The sequence below is a fragment of the Paenibacillus kribbensis genome (assembly GCF_001705305.1).
Taxonomy (GTDB): Bacteria; Bacillota; Bacilli; order Paenibacillales; family Paenibacillaceae; genus Paenibacillus; species Paenibacillus kribbensis_B.
In genome coordinates this window covers 83,839-102,949 of sequence record NZ_MCBP01000003.1, presented here as the reverse complement: position 1 = coordinate 102,949, position 19,111 = coordinate 83,839, and the positions used below count along the sequence as shown (strand labels likewise).

The window sequence follows — 19,111 nt, the reverse complement described above, 5'->3', positions numbered from 1 at the left end:
AGCCATGTCCCCTATCTATTCTGAAAATGAAGCTTGAGTTGCAGACACACTCCGATATATTTCATAGACATACGCCATGATTTCGTCCGCTGCATAAGCACCTGACAACTCCGTAAAGCGGTAATTGACCTCCAGCTCATCCCGCAGCTGTTCCCGGTATAGCTCACCATGGCGCGGAGCAATTGCATAGTCGGCATAGTCCAGCAAGCAGCGATCCAGCAAAGAGTCGCCGGACGCCACAACAGGCCCGCCGTCTGTAAGGTGACGAATATGCTCCACGGCTGCCTGCTTATTCACGGCAGCAGGCACCAGATACACCTTTCGTCCCTGAATGGATACCTCCCAGCCCATTTCACGCATGATTCGTGCCTTCTCCAACACCTGCTCCAGCGGCATACGATCCCGTTCAATTACGAAAGCATAAAATAACTCGTCACAGTAACTCTCACTTATGACCCAGTCCTCATGCAGCACCTGTCCGAACACTTGACGTGCTTCTTCTGCATGGGCACCCTCTCGGCGTACTTGTTCGTGAATCCGCCGATTCCACTCTCGATCCACCTCGCCCCCGACGATGATGTTACCGCCATTGCTCGTCACGGCATAAGCCGGAACCAGCTCTGTTTGAAATACGGTGATCCGTCGATACTGTGCCATCGTGCGAGTCGTCACTGGTATAAACATGATATTTTCCGGCAGCGTCTTCAGCAGTTGGAGGGCCTGTGCTGAAATAAACGCCGCTGTTGCGCCGTCAATGTGTTCCGCAGGCAACAGCCCCGCAGACTCCAGCGGTACGCCAAGCGAACGCTTGGAGTATATCAGCGTCTGATCCAGGTCGCTTGCATAAATCATCCTTGTCCCTCCTTGAGTGGCTTGATAATCCCACAGCAGGAATAGGTCAATCCCTCAAAAACCTCGACAGGTACGCCACGATCCTGTGCCAGCAGCATGATATGACGGAGATTCGGATTGTCTTCACGGTTAATCAGGATTTTCCACGGCACTCTGCGCAGCAGCACACGGGTCGTCTCCCCCACACCGGGCTTGACGAGATTGATATCCCGGATACCAAAAGCCTTTTGAATGGACTCGATATCCCGCAAGCCCTGCCATGTCACCACAGGTGGATTCAATGTCATCTGTTCCGCATACGCAACGGCAGTTGCAGCCACATCTTGAAAGTAACCCGAAACCGTATCTACAAACGTATTGGACTGATCCACCGACCGCCAGGATTCATAAAATTTGGCCCCATGAAAATCGTCCGGGCCTATCAGATCGTCGCGCAATACCGTCCGGCTCATCAGACCCGATACCGTCGAATTCAGACAAGCACTCGGGATCAAATAATCCTCCCGTGTACCGAAGGTATCTGAGCACCTCCCCGGATCGGCCAGCACCGCCAGATCATCATTCAGGCGCAATCCGTAGTCCGCGTTCATCTCACGACAAGCCTCGATCAGCACCTGCCGAATCGCTCCTTTTCCCGTCCAGCCATCTACAAACTGAAGCTCAATATCGAGCCCATGCTGCTGTAAAATATACAAAATAGCATTCCGGTCAATGCCTTTGCCGCGAATAATGGAAATGCTGTAATGAGGCAGAGAAACACCATACTTCCAGTCAATATAACGCTTGATCAAGATACCGATGGGCGTTCCCGCTCGGGCAAGTGAAACAATTGCCGTGTTCAGCCCCCTTTTTCTTACGATCATTTCAGCCACAGAAGCTGCGGCTAACGCAACCTTTGCGGCAGATTGGGCAAGCGTTTCGTGAAACAATGCGATATATTCAACTGTAGGCTCATATTCCACTGGAAGCATTTCGGAATAGTGGATACCCGACTGGATCGCCTCTTCACGATCCTCCGTCCCTTTTTCCAACGTAACACGACTCAAATCCTTCAATAAGAAAGTGACATCTGATGCAGGATAGCTGCCTAACGGTTCGGGCGGATGAATGTTCTTCTGCTGTATTTGATCAATGAGTACTTGCTTCATATCCGCGCTCCTTTACTCTCCTGGCTAGTTAAACGGTTAAAATAAACTACATGTACTTTATCGCAGCCCAGGCCGATCAAAGCATCCAGCATAGGCTGCATTCGCTCTGGGTTTGACTCCCTTTCCAGCAAAACAAATATTTCGTCATACTGACCGGGGTCTACATTATAAATAAAATTGCGTACTGTACTGTCATCGGGCGAGGGATAGGTCACACCACAAGCTACGCCATACCCTTTTTCTCGATGGGGGTAAACCGGGCTGCGTGTCGTGGACTGATAATATACATTCGGGCCTAACTCTGCTGCAATCCGCATGGGAATGTACATGAATTCACCCGTACCCATCACCAACGTGCGCTGCCCTGAACGAAGCTTGCTTAATCGTTCTGCTGCACGCGTAATTTCTGCATTCAGCGCCGCATTATCAGCGGATTGCAGGCCGAAACGGCCTGTATATTTCAAATAAGGAGCCCTATTGGTGTAACCGTCCGTTGAGATGGAGCTGTGCAGTATTCGCTCAAAACTGGAAGCATCCTTTTCAAAACAGTGGTCAATTATTCCAGAGGCTTTTGCTGTATCCTCTACCAAGCTAGCAGCAGCATGTTCGGTGTGTCTGGCCTGTCCAGCGTATGCTGTGTGATCCAGCACGGGGACTCCTAGTAATTGGATTTTACCTTTAAGCAAGCTTAAAGACGTAATCGTAATGCCCAGCTCTGCCTCCAGATCAGTGAAGGCCTGCTCATCGCTGTCTGTTCGCCAATCCAATAACGAAGCAATCACATATTGCTTCCTTGGAAAATGTGCCTGAATATCCCGAATGATATTAAGGGTCGTTTTGCCTGTCGTAATTTCATCATCTACCAGTACAATGGGGGCATTTCCCGCAAATGCATGCTCATCCAGCGCATAGCAGCGATGATCAACAGCATGCGAATGCTCTTCTTCAAACCGAATGATCGGCACAAGGTCCGGAATATCCTCACGCGTCGTATGAATATACGAAGCACCGTCTGCAAACACATGGTACATACTGTGTCCCAGTGCCGTAGCCGTCTCGGCAAAACCAACAAACTTGATGGGCTCGGCAAAAGTTAAACGCTCATTCATCAGCCTTCGATAGGCTTCTTCTGCATATTCCACGTTCAGAAGCCCTTTTACGGCTTCTCCGATGAGCTGATCCATCTGTGGTCCCGCCTGTGGGACAAGCTCCTTATACAGCAGGACCGCCAGCGCCGCACCACCGAGCAGAGAGGTGTAAGGGTTCACTGGAATATGCTTGCCCAGTACCTTGCTGACAAACAAAAACGCACGCTTCTTGTTCACCCGCGCCGCCATTGCAAACAGCTTGTCCACAGGAAGGTGAAATGGATTATGTGTCTCGGTAATTTTAACGCTGAACTGCTCCAAGATGGGAAGCAGATGTGTTTTCGTGTTTGGGTAAGAGACTGACAAAATGTTGTTGTTCATGTAACACCCCGTATACTTTTGATCTACTAATAATACGATGAGCCCAATTCAGGTGCGGCTTAATTTCATTCATTTTGTTGGCATAGGTACTTTTGAACACACCCAGACTGCCGTCATTACGCTCTACAATCGCGAGGGCATCCATATACTCCTCATGTGTCACCACGTACATGGCCTGTACCGGCTTAATATGGGAGGGATGGATGATCGTTTTGCCGATAATCCCATTCTCTTTGTCCATCATGACTTCCCGGATCAGTCCGTCCATCGCATCTGAAATAAAGTCCATCCGCACGTTGCGTCCCTGCTTGCCAAATGCATCTTCGAAAGGCGACACTCTTAATTGAGGCTTAAATACACGTTCCCGATGAGAGAAATATTCCCATACAGGACCGGAAATGACATAATCCGAGCCCACCCGTCCAAACAAGTTAATAATATCCGCAATGCAATCGCGAATGACGGCAATTTCATAGATTGTAATTTCCGGACTACGTCTCAAGCCAAACAGGCTGGAGAAATCGGTTGCCCCAATGCGAACGTTCAGTACATACTCTTGATACTCATCCAAAATCGCTTTGATCTCCAGTAGCTCTTTCCAGCGCGTTTCCCGGTAAATGATTTTGGAGCTTTCGAGAATTGGTAAACCATACAATACAGGAATGTCAGCATTCGTGCCCCTACTCCGGTTATATTCGGCAAGAAGTGCAAAATACGCCCGTCCATTATCAGAAGAGAACTTGGGCAAAACAAAGCCGGTCAGCAGTATCAATGATTCTCCTAACCCGCTCAGCAGCCGTTCCAGCTGTTCCACAGAACGCACACGTACAAACAGCAGCGGCATACTCTGTTCACTCATCACACCTGTCCGTACATACGACATGAGCTGAAGCAACTGCTGCGCCAGTGACTGTTCCGCCTGTCCGACCTGCTGATCTCCTATAGCATCCTCCAAATCCAGCATGACCGTCGTTAATCCTTCGTGTTTTCCGTTTTTGATCTCTTCCGCTACCTCCGAGCGGGTCGCGGGCATATACAAAGCCGCTCCTACCGCATATGCTAATATACTTTTGGGAGATCGGTTATGAAACTCCGACGGCGGCGTACAAAAGATCGCGTCCATTTCCTCAAAGGTCAAATCATTAAAATATTTCAGGGCCTTCTCCTCCTCCTGTTTCTTGCCTGACTGAAGCCCTGTGCCTCGGGTATAAAAGAAATCCCCCCTTTAGTTCAGGAGGGATTTCGCTATACTTTGTACATTAAGCCTCTTTGTCGGCCTTTTTCTTTCTTTTTGCCGAGCTCATAACCATCGTACCTACAAAGACGGCGATCAAAATGCCGAAGAACAAGAGTTGCGGCATATGAAGGCCAAAAGCAGCAGCCAGCATTTTACCTCCAATAATGGCGATCAATATAAAGGCTGTCTGTTCCAGTTCCGGAAATTTATCAATGAGCTTGAGGAATACTTGAGCAACACCACGCATCATCAGAACGCCAAGAATACCACCCAGGAACAAAACCCATACTTTCTCGCTCACACCAAAAGCGGCAATGACGCTGTCAATACTGAAGGCAATATCCATCAGTTCGACCATTAATACCGTTTTCCAGAAGGAAGTAGCCTTGTTTTTCACTTCTCCTTCTGCTTCGGATTTGAATAAACCCTTATAAGCAATATAGAGAAGATAGGCCGCACCCAACACCTTGATTAACGTGAACTTGATGAGGAATGTACCCAAGCCAATGGCCAGAAACCTAAATATATAGGCACCCAAAATCCCGTAAAATAAGGCTCTCTTCTGTTGCTCCTTCGGTAAATGCTTAACCATAACCGCGAGAACCAAGGCATTATCCGCCGACAAAAGACCTTCCAGCAAAATGAGCGTACCAATAATCCCCCAGCTCACCGGGTCAGTAAGCGTAGCTACAACATCACTCCATGAAAAGAAGTGACCGTAGTTCTCGCTGATATTTCGAAATAAATCATTCAACATGAAAAGAGTGCCTCCGATAATTCAGTTTATTTACTCCCCTGCGACCAGCGCATGCCCCAGTTATGTGCACGGTCCAACTCACGATGTCCGCCATAGAACTGCACGAGTCTCTCAATACTGAACGTTTCATCGTTCACATTTTGGATCATGGCAATTGCACACATTCCTTTGCGGTTGTCATGTTCATTCAGATGAACGATAATGTCCGGTCCATCCTTCTGGTACAGCGTGACCACCCCGTCCGCTTGTGACCAGTTCGTGACTCCTTCATAAATGAACGTGAATACCAAAATTCGCTTGATCTCAGAAATTTTAGCGCCATTAATGCGGAGATTTTCCCCTGTTTTCACAGAACCTGTACGATCATCGCCATCCAGGGCAATGTACGGGAAGCGATTCAGAGAACCGAAAACTTCTCCGAGCGCCTGAACGACACCTTTATCTCCGTTCTTCATCTCATACAAGCAGCCCAGATCCAGATCGACACCCTTGGAGCCCCGACTGAAAAAGCCCTTGCTCTGCTGCACCTGATTCCAGTTCAGGTTGATCAGGATTTCACCTAATCCACCACTGGAGCCCTTCTTCAGATTAATGGTATCGCCCTTTTTCTTCAGTTCAATTTTCCGCAAATTCAGATTCACCGGAGTTGCAGATGGCTCTGGCTTTGGAGCGGGAGGAGCCGGCGGCGGTGTTGGCTGAGGAACTGGAGGTGGTGTAGGAACTGGCGCCGGAGGAGCCGGATTATTTTCCACTTCGATTCCGAAATTTCCACACAACGCATCCAATCCACCGGAAAAACCCGCACCAATCGCGTTAAATTTCCATTCACCGTTATGGCGGTACAGTTCACCTATAACAATGGCCGTTTCGACTGTAAATCCACTGTCCAAATTAAAGCGCAAAACCTCTCCGCTAACCGGATGAGCAAAACGTATAAATCCGCCTTGAACCTGTCCAAAATTTTGCCGTTTTTGATCCGCATCATAAATAGTGAGCGTAAACGCAATCTTCTCAATATGTGAAGGGATTCTGGTTAGATCAAGGGAAAATTGTTTCTTGTCACCGAACTGTTGTCCATCTGAATATGTGATAAAAGGTGTGGTCGGATTATTATAAAAGATCAGATCCTCATCGCCCGATACTTTCCCTCCGGGACCCAGCAAAAATGCGGAAGTATCCAGCTCCAAAGCTGCTGGGGACTCCCATCCGATCCCTACGTTGACATGAGTCAAACCCGGATTGGTTTTCGTCAAATCCGCCTTCTGTCCCTTTACTACGATAACAGCCATGATTGTGTCACCTTTCTGTCCGTTTGTCATGTGTCAGCGTACGCCATTCAATGGCTTAAAAAGAAAGGGTGGCGCCCTTTGGACACCACCCCAAGTGGATATTACTGAGCGTCCAAGCCATAGTTTTTAGCAAGCGCACCCAATCCACCAGCAAAGCCGCTACCGATCGCCTGGAATTTCCAATCCGCATTATGACGGTAAAATTCACAGAAAACCACGGCCGTTTCGGTGGAGAAATCCTCACCCAAATCGTAGCGCAGCACTTCACGATCCGTAGCTGCATCTACCACCCGTACAAAAGCATTAGATACTTGTCCAAAGTTTTGCGCACGTGCCTCATAATCATAAATCGTAACCGTGATCCCGATACGGTGGATGTTCGCTGGAACTTTTGCAAAATCAACAATAATTTGCTCGTCATCCCCGTCGCCCTCACCTGTACGGTTATCGCCCGTATGGGTGACAGCCCCCGCTCCACCGGTTGGGTTGTTGTAGAATACAAAATCGTCAGCTGCCTTCGCTTTACCATCTTCATACAGCAGAAAAGCCGAAGCATCCAGGTCAAATTCCGCGCCGCCACTATATTTATTGGTATCCCATCCAAGACCTACGACGACACGAGTCAAGCCTGGATTTGTTTTGGTCAGATCAATACGTTGTCCTTTGGAAAGACTAATGGTCATACCGCATACCTGCCTTCTTCGTATAGATTTTTTAAGCCAAACCGTAATCGCGCGTCAGCCCTGCAAGACCATCCTGGTAGCCGCTGCCAATCGCATTGAACTTCCACTCACCGCTATGACGATACAGTTCGCCTACCACAACGCCTGTTTCGATCGAGAAATCTTCTCCCAGATCAAAGCGAACCAATTCTTCATTATTGGCCTCATTTACGATACGCGCATAAGCACGTGACACTTGTCCAAAGTTTTGGCTGCGTTCTTGTGCCTCATAGATGGTAATCGTAAATGCGATCTTTTCTACGTTAGCAGGTACGCTGCTCAGATCAACTTTAATTTGCTCGTCATCTCCGTCACCGTCACCTGTACGGTTATCACCGGTATGAACGACAGAACCGTTCTCATTTTGTGGATTATTAAAGAAGACGAAGTTCTTTTCCGTTTCCACTTTACCGTCCGCATTCGCCAAAAATACGGATACGTCCAAGTCAAAATCTTTACCGCCATCGTACTTATTTGTGTCCCAGCCGAGACCAACCGTAATTTTGGACAACCCTGGGTTTGTTTTCGTCAAATCAATTTTTTGACCTTTAGATAAGTTAATTGCCATGAGTAAGAACCCCGTTTCTTATTAGTTTTGTATGAGCAATTAAAATTACATGTAACGCTCAGCCAGCACATCAATATGTTCGGCATGGGTGCCTTCACCGATTGCAGCAAACTTCCATTCGTTATTATGACGATAGAGCTCTCCACAGACCAGCGCAGTCAGTCCTTCATAATTATCAGATAAATTGAACGTCACCAGTTCCTTGGAGTTCGCACCGTCCAGAATGCGAATATACGCTTTCTCGATCATGCCAAAATCCTGTTTCCGGTTTACGCAATCATATATATTCACAACAACAAGCACTTTGTCGACATTGGCAGGAATACGCGCCAGGTCAATCGCAATCTGTTCATCATCGCCGTCACCCTGTCCGGTCAAATTATCACCGGAATGCACGACAGAGCCGCATGGACTTTTTTTATTGTGGAAACACACTACGTTGTCCGACTGAGTCAGTTTCCCGTTTGCGTCCAGCAAAATGGCAGAAGCATCACAGTCAATATTGGGTTGCTTCTTAAAGCCAAAAAATCCTTTGGACTGTACCGGGTCCCATCCCAATCCTGCTATAACCTTGGTTAGTCCTGTATTTCCTTTAGTCAAATCAATTTTCTGACCCTTGACCAGATTAATTACAGCCACTAATTAACACACCTCCTTCCGTAAAATTTACAGACTAAATTCAGACGGATTCAAGCCAAGTACGCCGCAAATTTCAGCAACAATTCGTCGTTCATCAGCATCAAAGTCACCATCGGCTGCGCCAATAGCGCTACACACACCAACGACGAGTCGGCCTACTTCGGGCTTACCTTTCAATTTACCAATCGCTTTTAATGCTTCCTGTTTACCGATTTCAGGCGAAAATTCAAAATTCGCCACATAGTGATTGAAACGGTTGATGACCTCTCCCATATCAAACACTTTCAATTCCTCACTGATATTTATGTATCCGGCCATTTTTGTTTTCTCTTCCGGACTAATCGTACCGTCTGCAAATGCCACCAACGCACAGCCCGCAACCACAGCTTCCATAAAATCTTTATTCTTAAACTTCTTAACTTGATCTCCAAGTCCCTTTTTTGTCGTATTCAGCCAATTCTTAAATGTACTCATATTTCCCTCCACAATTACGTATTTGGGTAAAATTCATCCTAGTTAAATTCTTCCTTCACTATAACCTGAATTACGATCTTTTTCTACAATTATATACAGAAATACGGTAAATCCGATCTACTTTTTTTAGGCATCGTCTCTATCTTTAGCCCTATTTTCTGTTGATAGATTCCTTTCCATTATCCACCACCTGACACCCCAATTGCAAATTCATAAGGATCGCGCAGATATGGTCAAGTAGATATGCAGCTAAAATTCAGCCTATTATTCTAGATAGATTGACAGTTTGAGAGGAACAAGATATCATTCTATCAAATTTAAAGTATTTCGCTAGGAATAATACAAAATAGATATAGCCTATTGAGGAGGAAATTTCACATGACCGCACCTTTTGCTAGCCTAAGACCATCCTCTTGGAAAATGCTCCCTCTATCTGCCGCCCTACTCATCGCTGCCTTTTCCAGCCCTGTTCATTCCTATGCCGCACAGAAGTCAATCCCGGTCGTCCAGCAAGCAAACAGCTACGCTTTAAGCACTGTTGCTAATTCGGACAACCAGCTTACCTATCTGCAAGACCGTTTTAACATTCAGCTATCTTCAACCCCCACAAAAGGAGAATATATCGCCGCCCTTGCTACTGTGCTAAACCTGAACAGTTCAAGTACAACTTCTGCGGACAAAAAAACAGCCTTTACAGGCTTAAAGTCAAATGACCCGTTGTATTTTCAAGCAGCGGCGCTGTATGCAGAAGGTATACTGGATAACAATGATGTAAATCCGTTGCTCCCCCTGACACAAAACGATGCGATCCATATAGCCGTAAAAGCCGCCGGATTGACCGAACTGGCTGCTACATACTCTGTGAATAAAGTGCAAGCCGTGCTGACTAAATCGGGTGTTCGTGCGTTAGCTGGAGCTGCCGATACCAATCTGTCCGCCTCGCAGGCTCTGGCGGTCGCTGTAGACACGGGACTGCTGCCGTCAAGTGAGCTGTCCACCTTCCAGCCGGACAGACAAGCCGATCCGGTCTTCGTCGCCAAAGTGATAAGCCGTGTACTGGCATTCCACGGCGAATACAAAAATATCATCGGTCAGGTACAGGACGACGATATTTTTGCTAAAATCCATCAGGCCTATGATACACAGATACTCGTTCAATCCCCGGAGCTACAAGCCCTGTTCGACGCAGGTCTCCAGCAAAATCTGTTTACAGGCTACAATATCAAGGACAGCCGCTACGATGCCCATTTTGATCCGAAGTTGTCCATTACCTATGGACACAGTGATCTCAAGCATGCGATCCAGCTGATCGGGCTGCTTCGCAGCGAGGGTATTCAAGCCAATGTACAGCTGGAACCGAAAACTTCGGCTTTTATATACTTGAAAGAATGGGGACAGCCTGTCCAATCCGAAGACTATAAAGTCATACAAATCAATAACGGTAATTACATCGCCTACTCCAAGGAGTATGACCTTGCCCTTGAATTCGACACCATCGGGCAAAAAAATCGTTTTGACACCATCATCAACCAATACGCCAAAAAGAACAGCAAAGACCAAATCGGCCTGATCACTCAGTCCTGGTGGCAACCACTCTATTACTCTCTTTCTTCCCCAGGGTCAGCCTACACGGAGATTGCGAACAACCGGGTTAGCGCAGGGCGCTATTACGCCCAGTCTTTCTCGCTCATCGACAGAGCTTCCTCCATTGCGGATGGCTTACGTAAGATCAAGCCAGATGTAGAAGTGGAAAGCTACCACTTCTGGGTGGATGCTCCCTTTTATCGTTATTTGAACGGGGAAGCTCAATAAGGATGTAAAAATACAAAAAGGCGCAGCCTCCCATTTCAACGGAAGCACTGCGCCTTCAAGATCTCCAACTACTTTATTCTGCTTTTCTTTCTTCACTCTTCAATTTAAGCAAAGCACTTTCCGACAACTTTATGATTTCATTTAACATCTGTGAATCATTATTTTGAAACAATTCAGCCGTCTCAGCAAACATCTTTTTGTACCCTCCCCAGATTTGTATGGCAATAAGAATACCAATACCAATTCCAAGAAAAATGAGCACTTCTTGTGGTACACTCAAGACTTTTACATGTATAGCTTTGTAAATAGCCGTCAAAAATTGCACCCACAAGGGAACAAAAAGCGCGAGGTATACACCTGATGCGAGATATTCCTTGGGCTTTCCTCGGGCAATCTCCTTTTCGATCAAATTAATCAGAACTTCCAGCTTCTTCTCATCGTATAGGTTAAACAAATGAAGTTGATTTTCGAAGCATTTGAACTGATACTGATAAAATTCTTTCGTCTGCCAAGCCCCTTTTCTGGGCTGAATGCTATAACGTGTCTTAATGATCGCTTTTGCTTTTTTTATGAAAAAATAAGCCAATATACACGTAATACACGCACACATAAGCCAAAAAACGAGACTCAACATCCCAACACTCATTTTCAAGGCCAGCAAACTTAATAGAGCACCTACAACTAACAATATTGAGGAAAAAACAAATAAAACAAGACTCCAACGTGTAACTAAATGCAGAAGTCTCATATGTCTAAATACGAGAGCACTAAATGCAACCTTTTCCCGATAATGCTTAACGAACGCATCCATCATTTTCAATTAATTCCTCCAAGCCATGATCTCTCTGTTCTTTTCACTTTCACTTATTTCAACCTTGAAAATAGCCTTTTTATACGATGAATAATTTAAATATTTACGAAAAAAAGTGGATATATATCCTTTCATTTTATATATCGGTTTTCAGAAAAATTCAGTAAACAAAAAAATCTACAGACTTCTCCGGTTAGCGAGCTTTACAGTTTCCAACTGCCGCTCATCTGTTCCAGAAAAAAGACTGTAGATGGTATATGATCCAGCCCACCAACGCCTGTCCCACACGACAAAATAAGACCTATTCCATATCCGGTGACGATCTGGGCCGTTTTACCTAGAGTGTGTTCTCCGGCGGATTGGGTATGGGTTTATCTATAGAAATATCCGTTTTGGTTCCATCTTTACCTGTCAGCTCGGTGACGGCCACGAGGGAATCGGATGTGATCTTGGAGGTTTCTCCTGCATTGTATTGTAATCTGTGCAAGTAACCGGGTCCTCATATTGATCCGCAGCTGCCCCTCTTTTCATTCGTCCGGATGGTTTGTCCGCTTGGCGGCGTCGCCAGTGGAACTTTCATCTTCTTCGTTATCCGTCGGCGATGCACTAGAATTCATCGCTGCTGCCAAAGCTGTCCAGAAGCCACGTGTGCTCTCGCCATCCGCATTTCTGAACTTTGACGCGATGCTTTTCAGCTCAATTTCAATGGATTGAACCTTGCTTAATGCAGAAGAAAGTGTATATTTAGCTGTCCGATAGTCGTTATAAAAGCGATTTCTCTCCATACCATCCCACTGGCTGTGAAGGTTGTTCATTATGCGATCCAGACCGTTCAGCTGGTTATACAGCGTTCCGTGGGCATCGGCAAATTGAGAGGCCACGCTATCCAGTTGCTCCGGCGAGACCTGGATTTTTGTCATGTTGATCACATCCCATCTATGAAAATAGGAGATAGACGTTCTATTTTACAATAATCCTCATTTCATATTGTAAGCTATAAAAGTCAGGTATTCATGAGGATTTATACGTATTTGTGTATTCATAAGCAGTTCCTTTGATATAATGAATCCATATGGGTCAATTTCGACAATAATATTATTGAAAGTCAGGTGTTGGGACATGTCAGACAAAAAGATTATCTTTTTTGATATCGACGGTACGTTACTGGACGATGACAAGAAAATGCCGCTAACGGCAGAAAAGGCTGTCTTTGCTTTGAAAGAGCAAGGACATGAGGTCGCCATTGCAACAGGCCGTGCGCCTTTTATGTTCAAGGAAATTCGCGAGCAATTGGAAATTGATTCCTATGTTAGCTTTAATGGGCAATATGTGGTGCTGCGCGGGGAAGTCGTTGCTACCAATCCGTTGAACAGAGAAGCTTTACAGACAATGACGGATCTGGCCCTCACACATAATCATGCTATCGTATATATGGATCATATGAACATGAAGGCCAATATTCCTAACGATGAGCTTGTAAAGAAATCACTCCAATCGTTCAAGGCCAAGCTTACGGTTGGGTACGATCCACTCTATTTCCATGGAAGAGATATCTATCAGACGCTGCTGATGTGTACGGCAGAAGAGGAACCGTTTTATGAAGCGGTATTCAAGGCTTTTGATTTTGTACGCTGGCATCCGAGTTCTGTGGACGTTGTTCCTCACGCTGGCTCCAAGGCGAAGGGTATTCGTGAAATCACATCCAGACTGGGCATTGCCGAAGAGAATCAATACGCTTTTGGCGATGGTTTGAATGATGTCGAAATGTTGGCCACTGTACATAATAGCGTAGCGATGGGCAACGGTTGTGATGAGGCCAAGGCCGCGGCGAAAATGGTAACCAAACGCGCCGATGAGGACGGCATTTTGTATGGGCTGCAAAAGCTTGGTTTGTTAGACTAACAGGCGTTGGGCTAATTGGATATGTTTTGGGAAAAATAAGTTTGTTTAAAGACTTACATCTGAGAAAATAGGGGGTTGTCTTTGGAATGGAGACGGAAGGCTTACGCAATGTCGAACAGCTAGCTATGAAGAAATACAAAATTTACAAGCAAAGCCTGCTCCGGTATTTGGCACGTTCCATGCTGGCAAGTATGTTCATCGGGTTCGGCGTTATTGTAGCGTTCAAGACGGGCAACTTTTTTTACATGGAGCAATCTCCATTCACTTATCCCATGGCGGCAGTCACATTCGGGGCAGCCATCATTTTGATCGCCTACGGCGGCGGGGATTTGTTTACAGGCAACACCTTCTATTACACCTATGCGGCACTCCGTAAAAAGCTGCGCTGGGGGCAGGTAATTCGACTGTGGGCTGCCAGCTATGGCGGTAATTTGCTGGGTGCCGGGGTATTTGCGCTCCTTATTTATTTGACCGGACTATTTGACTCCTCGAGCGTGAACAGCTTTCTGCTGAACGTGGTTGAGCACAAGATGGAAGCGCCCGCTATGCAGTTGTTCTTCCGGGCCATTTTGTGTAATTGGCTGGTCTGCCTTGCCTTTTTTGTTCCGATGTTTATGAAGGAGAACGGGGCGAAAATGTTTGCGATGATGCTGTTTGTATTTTGCTTTTTCATTTCGGGATATGAACATAGTATAGCCAATATGTGTACCTTCGCGATTGCGCTCGTGCTAGACCATCCAGGCACTGTCTCTGTCGCTGGCGTGATTCATAATCTGGTTCCGGTTACGCTCGGGAATCTGGTCGGCGGTGTGCTGCTTATGGGGGTTATGTACTACTCGGTGAATCTCCCGTTTCTGGACGAGGAGGAGCATTAAAAAAGAAGCCTTGGGGGTTCGTATCCCCAGGCTTCTTTGCATTACTTTAAAATAGAGTATGCAGTGTCTACAGGTGCTATCTTGCCTCTTATGCTTCTTGAGCAGGAAAATGAATAAATTCCTCCAGCTCCTTAAACAACTTCTTGGGATTAACGTTATCAGGTACAACCAGAGTTAGCGGCTCATCCAACTTCAGCACGTACATGCCCAGAATGGATTTGGCATCTGCCATACCGCTTTTGCCATGAATCCAGATGTCATACGTATAATTGGATACGATTTGATTGATCTTCTCAATATCCTTAACGTTTTTTACCTTAATGGGTGTCATCATTGCACAGCACTCCTCTGTGTTGAATTAGAGCTTGCAAAACAAGCCTAACATCACTTTACCGTATTCATGAAGAACCTTGCAAAATTATAATTTTAGAAAATACTTAAATTGGAAAATTCTTAAATTGAAAAATATCTGGCTTAGAAAATGGCTAATCTAAAAAATAACGTGCGGTGCGGTGCTGATTTTCCAGTAGCTACCGACCTTTTCGAAGTTCACAGTGATTTTTTCGTTCGCCTTTTTCGTTTCCGCCGGATAAGGCACGGTCAGCAGGTAGCTGCGCTTCACTGGAGTCATCGTTACCATTTTCGCCGTAGCCCGGTTAAACTCTAGCAAATTACCGCCATCTGCATCTAACTGCGCCAGTTTACCGTTGATTTCAACAAAAAATTTGCTCACAAATTGCTCACTCGCCTGCTTGGTATAAGCCTGAGTGAGATAGCTGATCAGCTTGGTCTTGGTGCCGATGTCCTCGGACAGGTAACGGTAGCTTTTGCCGTTCCGTTGGAACGACTCACCCACCGTGCTGCCACCGCTGATTGCGTACAGATAACGTGACTGTGCCTCCAGCACAAGCGGAATGGCACTCTCGTGGTTCAGCTTGTCCAGCTGCGTTGGCTTCACGCTCGCAGCGGCTGCGGCTGCTGGCGTAGATGCTGACGGCTGCTGCGGAGTCGACGGCACGGTTGGAGCAGCTGCTGGCGCTACCGACGCGGATGAACGCGGTGCTGGCGCGGACGGAGCTGCCGGTGTAGCGGCTTTGGCGAAACCTGCGACTGCGGCCGGGATCGACGCTGCTGGCGCAGACGGGGCCTGTGCCGGGGCCGGTGTCGTAACCGACGCAGATGCTGCTGGTGCTGGTACCTGGGTCGGGGCTGCTGCGGCCGGACTGGCAACGTCCGGTTGCGTCGCTTCCGCTGGGGCGGTCACAGCTGGCGCTGCGGCTGCGGCCTGCGCTACGCTCATAAGTGTGGCTGTGATGCACAGCGCGGATAGCTTCGTATTTATTTTCATCTTAATATACACCCCCATAAAATATGCCTGCATAAACTGCACACGTTTCTATTATAAGAATCCCGCGTCGTGATTGGGTTGCTAAATTGTTTCTATTTTCCTTTATTTGCTCATTCAGCACGAAGCTTGTCCGTATTTCCCCTGCACGGCTCTTCTGGCTCCTTGGCTCGCTTTGCCTCCATCTCTTCCAAGGATTGTGACAGTTGCTTAACAGATCGGTCAAGCTGCTCCAATCTGTGGCTGAGGGTGACCAGAATATATTTTAACAGAATCAGACTTAACGCAGCAGGGAATCCAACATTGGTTACAAGCTCAATCATGCCTTCGGTCGTCAGAGAAGTCACATATCCCGCCTCCTTTTTCATGCGTATGTTCTACTAATAGGAACTAATGTTCCCATTTCTTAAGAAATCATACGTTCTCTTTTGCATGATATGGAAAAACATAACAAAAAGAGCTCCGATACCCCGAAGCTCTTTCGTTTTTTGGTTCATTCGCATTTCAGTTCGATCTGTAATCAAGGAGTGTATATATTCGGCTGCCGCGGCTTGGACATCCCTTCTCCCAGATAAAAACTGGTGTGTGGCGGCTGATTATAGGCTACGTTCTGCCAGGCCACACTTAGGCGGTATACCGGATCATGCATAAGTGTATAGAATCGGTGTTCTGATTCGTATGGTGTTGTGTAGATTCGCAGTGCCGAATTGTCACTTTTGCGCCAAATGACTTCCTCACGCCAGTCACCGAACAGATCGGCCTGCAACGACGGTGTGCCTTTCGTTCCGTTATTAGAGCTGGTTCCTGTCGCCGTAAGCAAATTGGAAGTGGTCGAGTTGGTATAGTTCCACTTGTCGATTTTACCGGCGCTTGAGGAGGTATGATCCAGCAGTTCACGCAGCAGATCGCCATCCCACCAAATGCCAAAGTTAATGGAGGACGGCAGTGTATTTGTAATCAGCGCTCCTTTAGCCGAACGCACGCCGATCCCCGGCGCCCATTGCTCGTTCCCTTTTGTACGCGGATCAATGTCTGCCGACATGCCTCTTCCGGTATCCTTGCCTGTATTTACGCCCCATAAAATGTTGCCATTGCGTGGATCGTACATAGCAGCGCCGTAGGTGGCATTCTTGTCTTCATTTACCTTAAACACTTCATAGCCGGAACGATCCGGGTCCAAATCGCCGACATGAAGTGCATCGCCGTGCCCCATCCCCGTGTTTGCCAGCTTCGCTCCGTTATCGTCCACCACCAGCGAGCCGTACACAATCTCATCCTTATCATCTCCATCCACATCCGCCACGCTCAAGCTATGATTTCCCTGTCCAGCTGTCCCGGCATTGGTGGAGCTGTTGCTGTCAAAGGTCCAGCGGCGACTCAAGCTTCCATTGCGCCAATCATACGCGACCAGAACCGTCCGGGTGTAATAGCCCCGTGCCATCACAATGCTGGGGCGTACCCCATCCAGATAAGCAACCCCGGCCAGAAAACGATCCACACGGTTGCCATAATTATCTCCCCAGCTGGATACCGATCCGCGCGGCGGCACATAGTCAATCGTGCTGAGAGCTTTTCCTGTATTGCCCGAGAAGACGGTCAAAAACTCGGGACCTGCCAAAATATACCCATTGGCGTTGCGATGGTCAGCAGAAGAATTACCAATTTTTACACCTGTTCCATCCACCGTGCCATCTGCTGTTTTACATACAATTTCCGCTTTGCCATCACCATCAAAATCATAGACGAGAAATTGCGTGTAGTGCGCTCCAGCGCGAATGTTCCGTCCCAGATCGATTCGCCATTTGCGTGTTCCATCCAGCTCGTAGCCGTCCAAAAATACATTTCCCGTATAGCCGGATTGCGAATTGTCCTTGGCATTGGAAGGGTCCCATTTCAACACAATCTCATACTCGCCATCCCCATCCAGATCCCCTACGCTGGCATCATTCGCCTGGTACGTGTAGCTCACCTTATCCGGGGTTGTACCGCCCGCAGGCTGCTGGATGGGAACGTCCAGATAGTTGTTGCTCCATACCTTTACCGCAGGTGAAGCGGCCTGTTCTGTTCCATTCACCACGGCACGAACCGTGTACGAAGATGAGGTCGTACCTGCCTTATCCAAAAAGTTGGTTCTTGATGTAATCGGCGTATTATTCACCTTGCTTTCTCCTCTGTACAGATTGAAGCTGATCGAGTCCGCTTCCGTACCCAACAAACGCCAGCTCACAAGTACGCCCTCCGGCACCTTGACCGCAACCGCTCCACGGTTCAGCTTTTCCATTTGCCTCGTGGAGGCAGCAGAGACCTGGCTATCCATCGGAGTGACCATTCCACACAACATGACACCGAGACAGAGCAACGCGGTATACCGAAATCCTTTGTTCATAAATCCTTGGCTCCTTTTATGGTTTGTTTTTTTCAATAAATATATTTTATGTGACTGATAAGTTATTGTTGTTTAAATTTTATGATAGCGCTTACATTAAAATAAAGAGGCAAACTTAGCCTTTTCGTTCAAAAATCCGTGCAGATGCTTTAAAAATCAGAGGTCCATGAATAATCGTTCTTCATCCGCTATGCTTTGGATATCCTCCGAGCTGATGCTTATATATTGATAGCCTTCTGCATGTTGTTTCTTCAAAGCAAGCTCCTTCATAAAACGCGGACTGCCCTCTCCCGCATCCTCGTCGTAAACGAGCAACAAACCGTCTGTTTTGCGGAAAAGCAGTTCATCCCTTGCCTTGAGCTGCCATATTCCCTGATAAGGCTGGCGGCTGACGACTCCCACGTAGTCAACTGCATCACAAATTTGCTGAAAATACTCTTTTTTGTCCTCCTTCCATTTTTCCTCCATATTTTGATAAGCCATCATAATAGAGCATTTCAGGTGGGGATATTGCTGCTTTAGGGCAATGGCTACCTCACAGGCCCACAGGTCCACCCCATATTGGCCGGGGGTAATCACCCATTCCAGTCCTTCTTCAATGAGGGGAATGAGCCTGCCTGCGATGGCCTTTTTAATATAGGGAATACCTTCGTGCTTTTGGCTGAAAATATTTAATTCATGGGCACGATAGCCCGAAACGAGCAAATTTTTCATCATCTCAACGTCCTTCTCCGATTATCATAAAGGTTATTGTACCACTTCAGAGCAGGCCACTAAACACTTCGTTTTTTGGAGGAACGAATTGAATATAACGCAAAAACGAAC

At 47.0% G+C, this 19,111-nt stretch carries 21 protein-coding genes; 3 read left to right on the top strand and 18 right to left on the bottom strand.

Annotation, left to right across the window (positions count from 1 at the left end):
- Positions 1-15 precede the first annotated feature (15 nt).
- The 10 genes from BAZ21_RS06455 to BAZ21_RS06410 form a co-directional block, all read right to left on the bottom strand.
- Positions 16-852 (bottom strand): HAD family hydrolase, encoded by an 837-nt coding sequence (locus BAZ21_RS06455; protein ID WP_068498230.1) that lies wholly within the window; start codon positions 850-852, stop codon positions 16-18.
- A complete protein-coding gene (locus BAZ21_RS06450; protein WP_068498227.1) occupies positions 849-2,000 on the bottom strand; it encodes a cysteine protease StiP family protein in 1,152 nt (383 codons plus the stop codon). The genes BAZ21_RS06455 and BAZ21_RS06450 overlap by 4 nt, the downstream gene beginning before the upstream one ends.
- Positions 1,997-3,337, bottom strand: a complete 1,341-nt coding sequence (locus BAZ21_RS06445; RefSeq protein WP_068499001.1) for a phosphoribosyltransferase family protein — start codon at positions 3,335-3,337, stop codon at positions 1,997-1,999. Before BAZ21_RS06445 ends, BAZ21_RS06450 begins: the two co-directional genes overlap by 4 nt.
- A gap of 52 nt (positions 3,338-3,389) precedes the next feature.
- Positions 3,390-4,592, bottom strand: coding sequence for an HpcH/HpaI aldolase/citrate lyase family protein (locus BAZ21_RS06440; protein WP_084011544.1), 1,203 nt, complete (start codon positions 4,590-4,592; stop codon positions 3,390-3,392).
- A gap of 136 nt (positions 4,593-4,728) precedes the next feature.
- Positions 4,729-5,463, bottom strand: a complete 735-nt coding sequence (locus BAZ21_RS06435; protein ID WP_068498225.1) for a TerC family protein — start codon at positions 5,461-5,463, stop codon at positions 4,729-4,731.
- 26 nt (positions 5,464-5,489) lie between these two features.
- Positions 5,490-6,752 (bottom strand): TerD family protein, encoded by a 1,263-nt coding sequence (locus BAZ21_RS06430; RefSeq protein WP_068498223.1) that lies wholly within the window; start codon positions 6,750-6,752, stop codon positions 5,490-5,492.
- A gap of 101 nt (positions 6,753-6,853) precedes the next feature.
- On the bottom strand, positions 6,854-7,435 hold the full coding sequence (locus BAZ21_RS06425; RefSeq protein ID WP_010347451.1) for a TerD family protein: 582 nt from the start codon (positions 7,433-7,435) through the stop codon (positions 6,854-6,856).
- Between the two features lie 31 nt (positions 7,436-7,466).
- Positions 7,467-8,042, bottom strand: coding sequence for a TerD family protein (locus BAZ21_RS06420; RefSeq protein ID WP_010347450.1), 576 nt, complete (start codon positions 8,040-8,042; stop codon positions 7,467-7,469).
- A 45-nt stretch (positions 8,043-8,087) separates the two neighbouring features.
- Positions 8,088-8,681, bottom strand: coding sequence for a TerD family protein (locus BAZ21_RS06415; RefSeq protein ID WP_068498220.1), 594 nt, complete (start codon positions 8,679-8,681; stop codon positions 8,088-8,090).
- 27 nt (positions 8,682-8,708) lie between these two features.
- Positions 8,709-9,155 (bottom strand): tellurite resistance TerB family protein, encoded by a 447-nt coding sequence (locus tag BAZ21_RS06410; RefSeq protein WP_025717136.1) that lies wholly within the window; start codon positions 9,153-9,155, stop codon positions 8,709-8,711.
- Between the two features lie 378 nt (positions 9,156-9,533).
- On the opposite strand from BAZ21_RS06410, the gene BAZ21_RS06405 reads away from it, so the two are divergent.
- Positions 9,534-10,967, top strand: a complete 1,434-nt coding sequence (locus BAZ21_RS06405) for a hypothetical protein (RefSeq protein ID WP_068498218.1) — start codon at positions 9,534-9,536, stop codon at positions 10,965-10,967.
- 73 nt (positions 10,968-11,040) lie between these two features.
- Here the strand turns inward: BAZ21_RS06405 and BAZ21_RS06400 are convergent, their stop codons facing one another.
- The 3 genes from BAZ21_RS06400 to BAZ21_RS29515 all read right to left on the bottom strand — a co-directional run bounded on the left by BAZ21_RS06400 (position 11,041) and on the right by BAZ21_RS29515 (position 12,698).
- Positions 11,041-11,787: a hypothetical protein gene (locus BAZ21_RS06400; protein ID WP_141694946.1), complete on the bottom strand. Its 747-nt coding sequence runs from the start codon at positions 11,785-11,787 to the stop codon at positions 11,041-11,043.
- Positions 11,788-12,115: 328 nt separating this feature from the next.
- Entirely contained in the window at positions 12,116-12,265 is a 150-nt protein-coding gene (locus BAZ21_RS29520) for a hypothetical protein (RefSeq protein WP_256019995.1), read from the bottom strand.
- A 40-nt stretch (positions 12,266-12,305) separates the two neighbouring features.
- The gene (locus BAZ21_RS29515) at positions 12,306-12,698 is read right to left on the bottom strand and encodes a WXG100 family type VII secretion target (protein WP_068498212.1); all 393 of its coding nucleotides are present in this window, start codon (positions 12,696-12,698) and stop codon (positions 12,306-12,308) included.
- A 199-nt stretch (positions 12,699-12,897) separates the two neighbouring features.
- Here BAZ21_RS29515 and BAZ21_RS06390 point away from each other — a divergent pair, with 199 nt between their 5' ends.
- Positions 12,898-13,680: a Cof-type HAD-IIB family hydrolase gene (locus BAZ21_RS06390; RefSeq protein ID WP_068498209.1), complete on the top strand. Its 783-nt coding sequence runs from the start codon at positions 12,898-12,900 to the stop codon at positions 13,678-13,680.
- A gap of 86 nt (positions 13,681-13,766) precedes the next feature.
- A complete protein-coding gene (locus tag BAZ21_RS06385; RefSeq protein ID WP_068498207.1) occupies positions 13,767-14,555 on the top strand; it encodes a formate/nitrite transporter family protein in 789 nt (262 codons plus the stop codon).
- Positions 14,556-14,643: 88 nt separating this feature from the next.
- Here the strand turns inward: BAZ21_RS06385 and BAZ21_RS06380 are convergent, their stop codons facing one another.
- From BAZ21_RS06380 to BAZ21_RS06360, 5 genes are all read right to left on the bottom strand, one after another.
- On the bottom strand, positions 14,644-14,889 hold the full coding sequence (locus tag BAZ21_RS06380) for an HPr family phosphocarrier protein (protein WP_007428972.1): 246 nt from the start codon (positions 14,887-14,889) through the stop codon (positions 14,644-14,646).
- A 156-nt stretch (positions 14,890-15,045) separates the two neighbouring features.
- Positions 15,046-15,903 (bottom strand): DL-endopeptidase inhibitor IseA family protein, encoded by an 858-nt coding sequence (locus BAZ21_RS06375; RefSeq protein WP_068498205.1) that lies wholly within the window; start codon positions 15,901-15,903, stop codon positions 15,046-15,048.
- Between the two features lie 110 nt (positions 15,904-16,013).
- Entirely contained in the window at positions 16,014-16,247 is a 234-nt protein-coding gene (locus BAZ21_RS06370; protein WP_068498202.1) for a hypothetical protein, read from the bottom strand.
- A gap of 173 nt (positions 16,248-16,420) precedes the next feature.
- Complete coding sequence (locus BAZ21_RS06365; protein WP_068498201.1) at positions 16,421-18,286, bottom strand: rhamnogalacturonan lyase; 1,866 nt, start codon at positions 18,284-18,286, stop codon at positions 16,421-16,423.
- Between the two features lie 156 nt (positions 18,287-18,442).
- A complete protein-coding gene (locus BAZ21_RS06360) occupies positions 18,443-19,000 on the bottom strand; it encodes an SLOG family protein (protein WP_068498997.1) in 558 nt (185 codons plus the stop codon).
- Between the last annotated feature and the right edge of the window lie 111 nt (positions 19,001-19,111).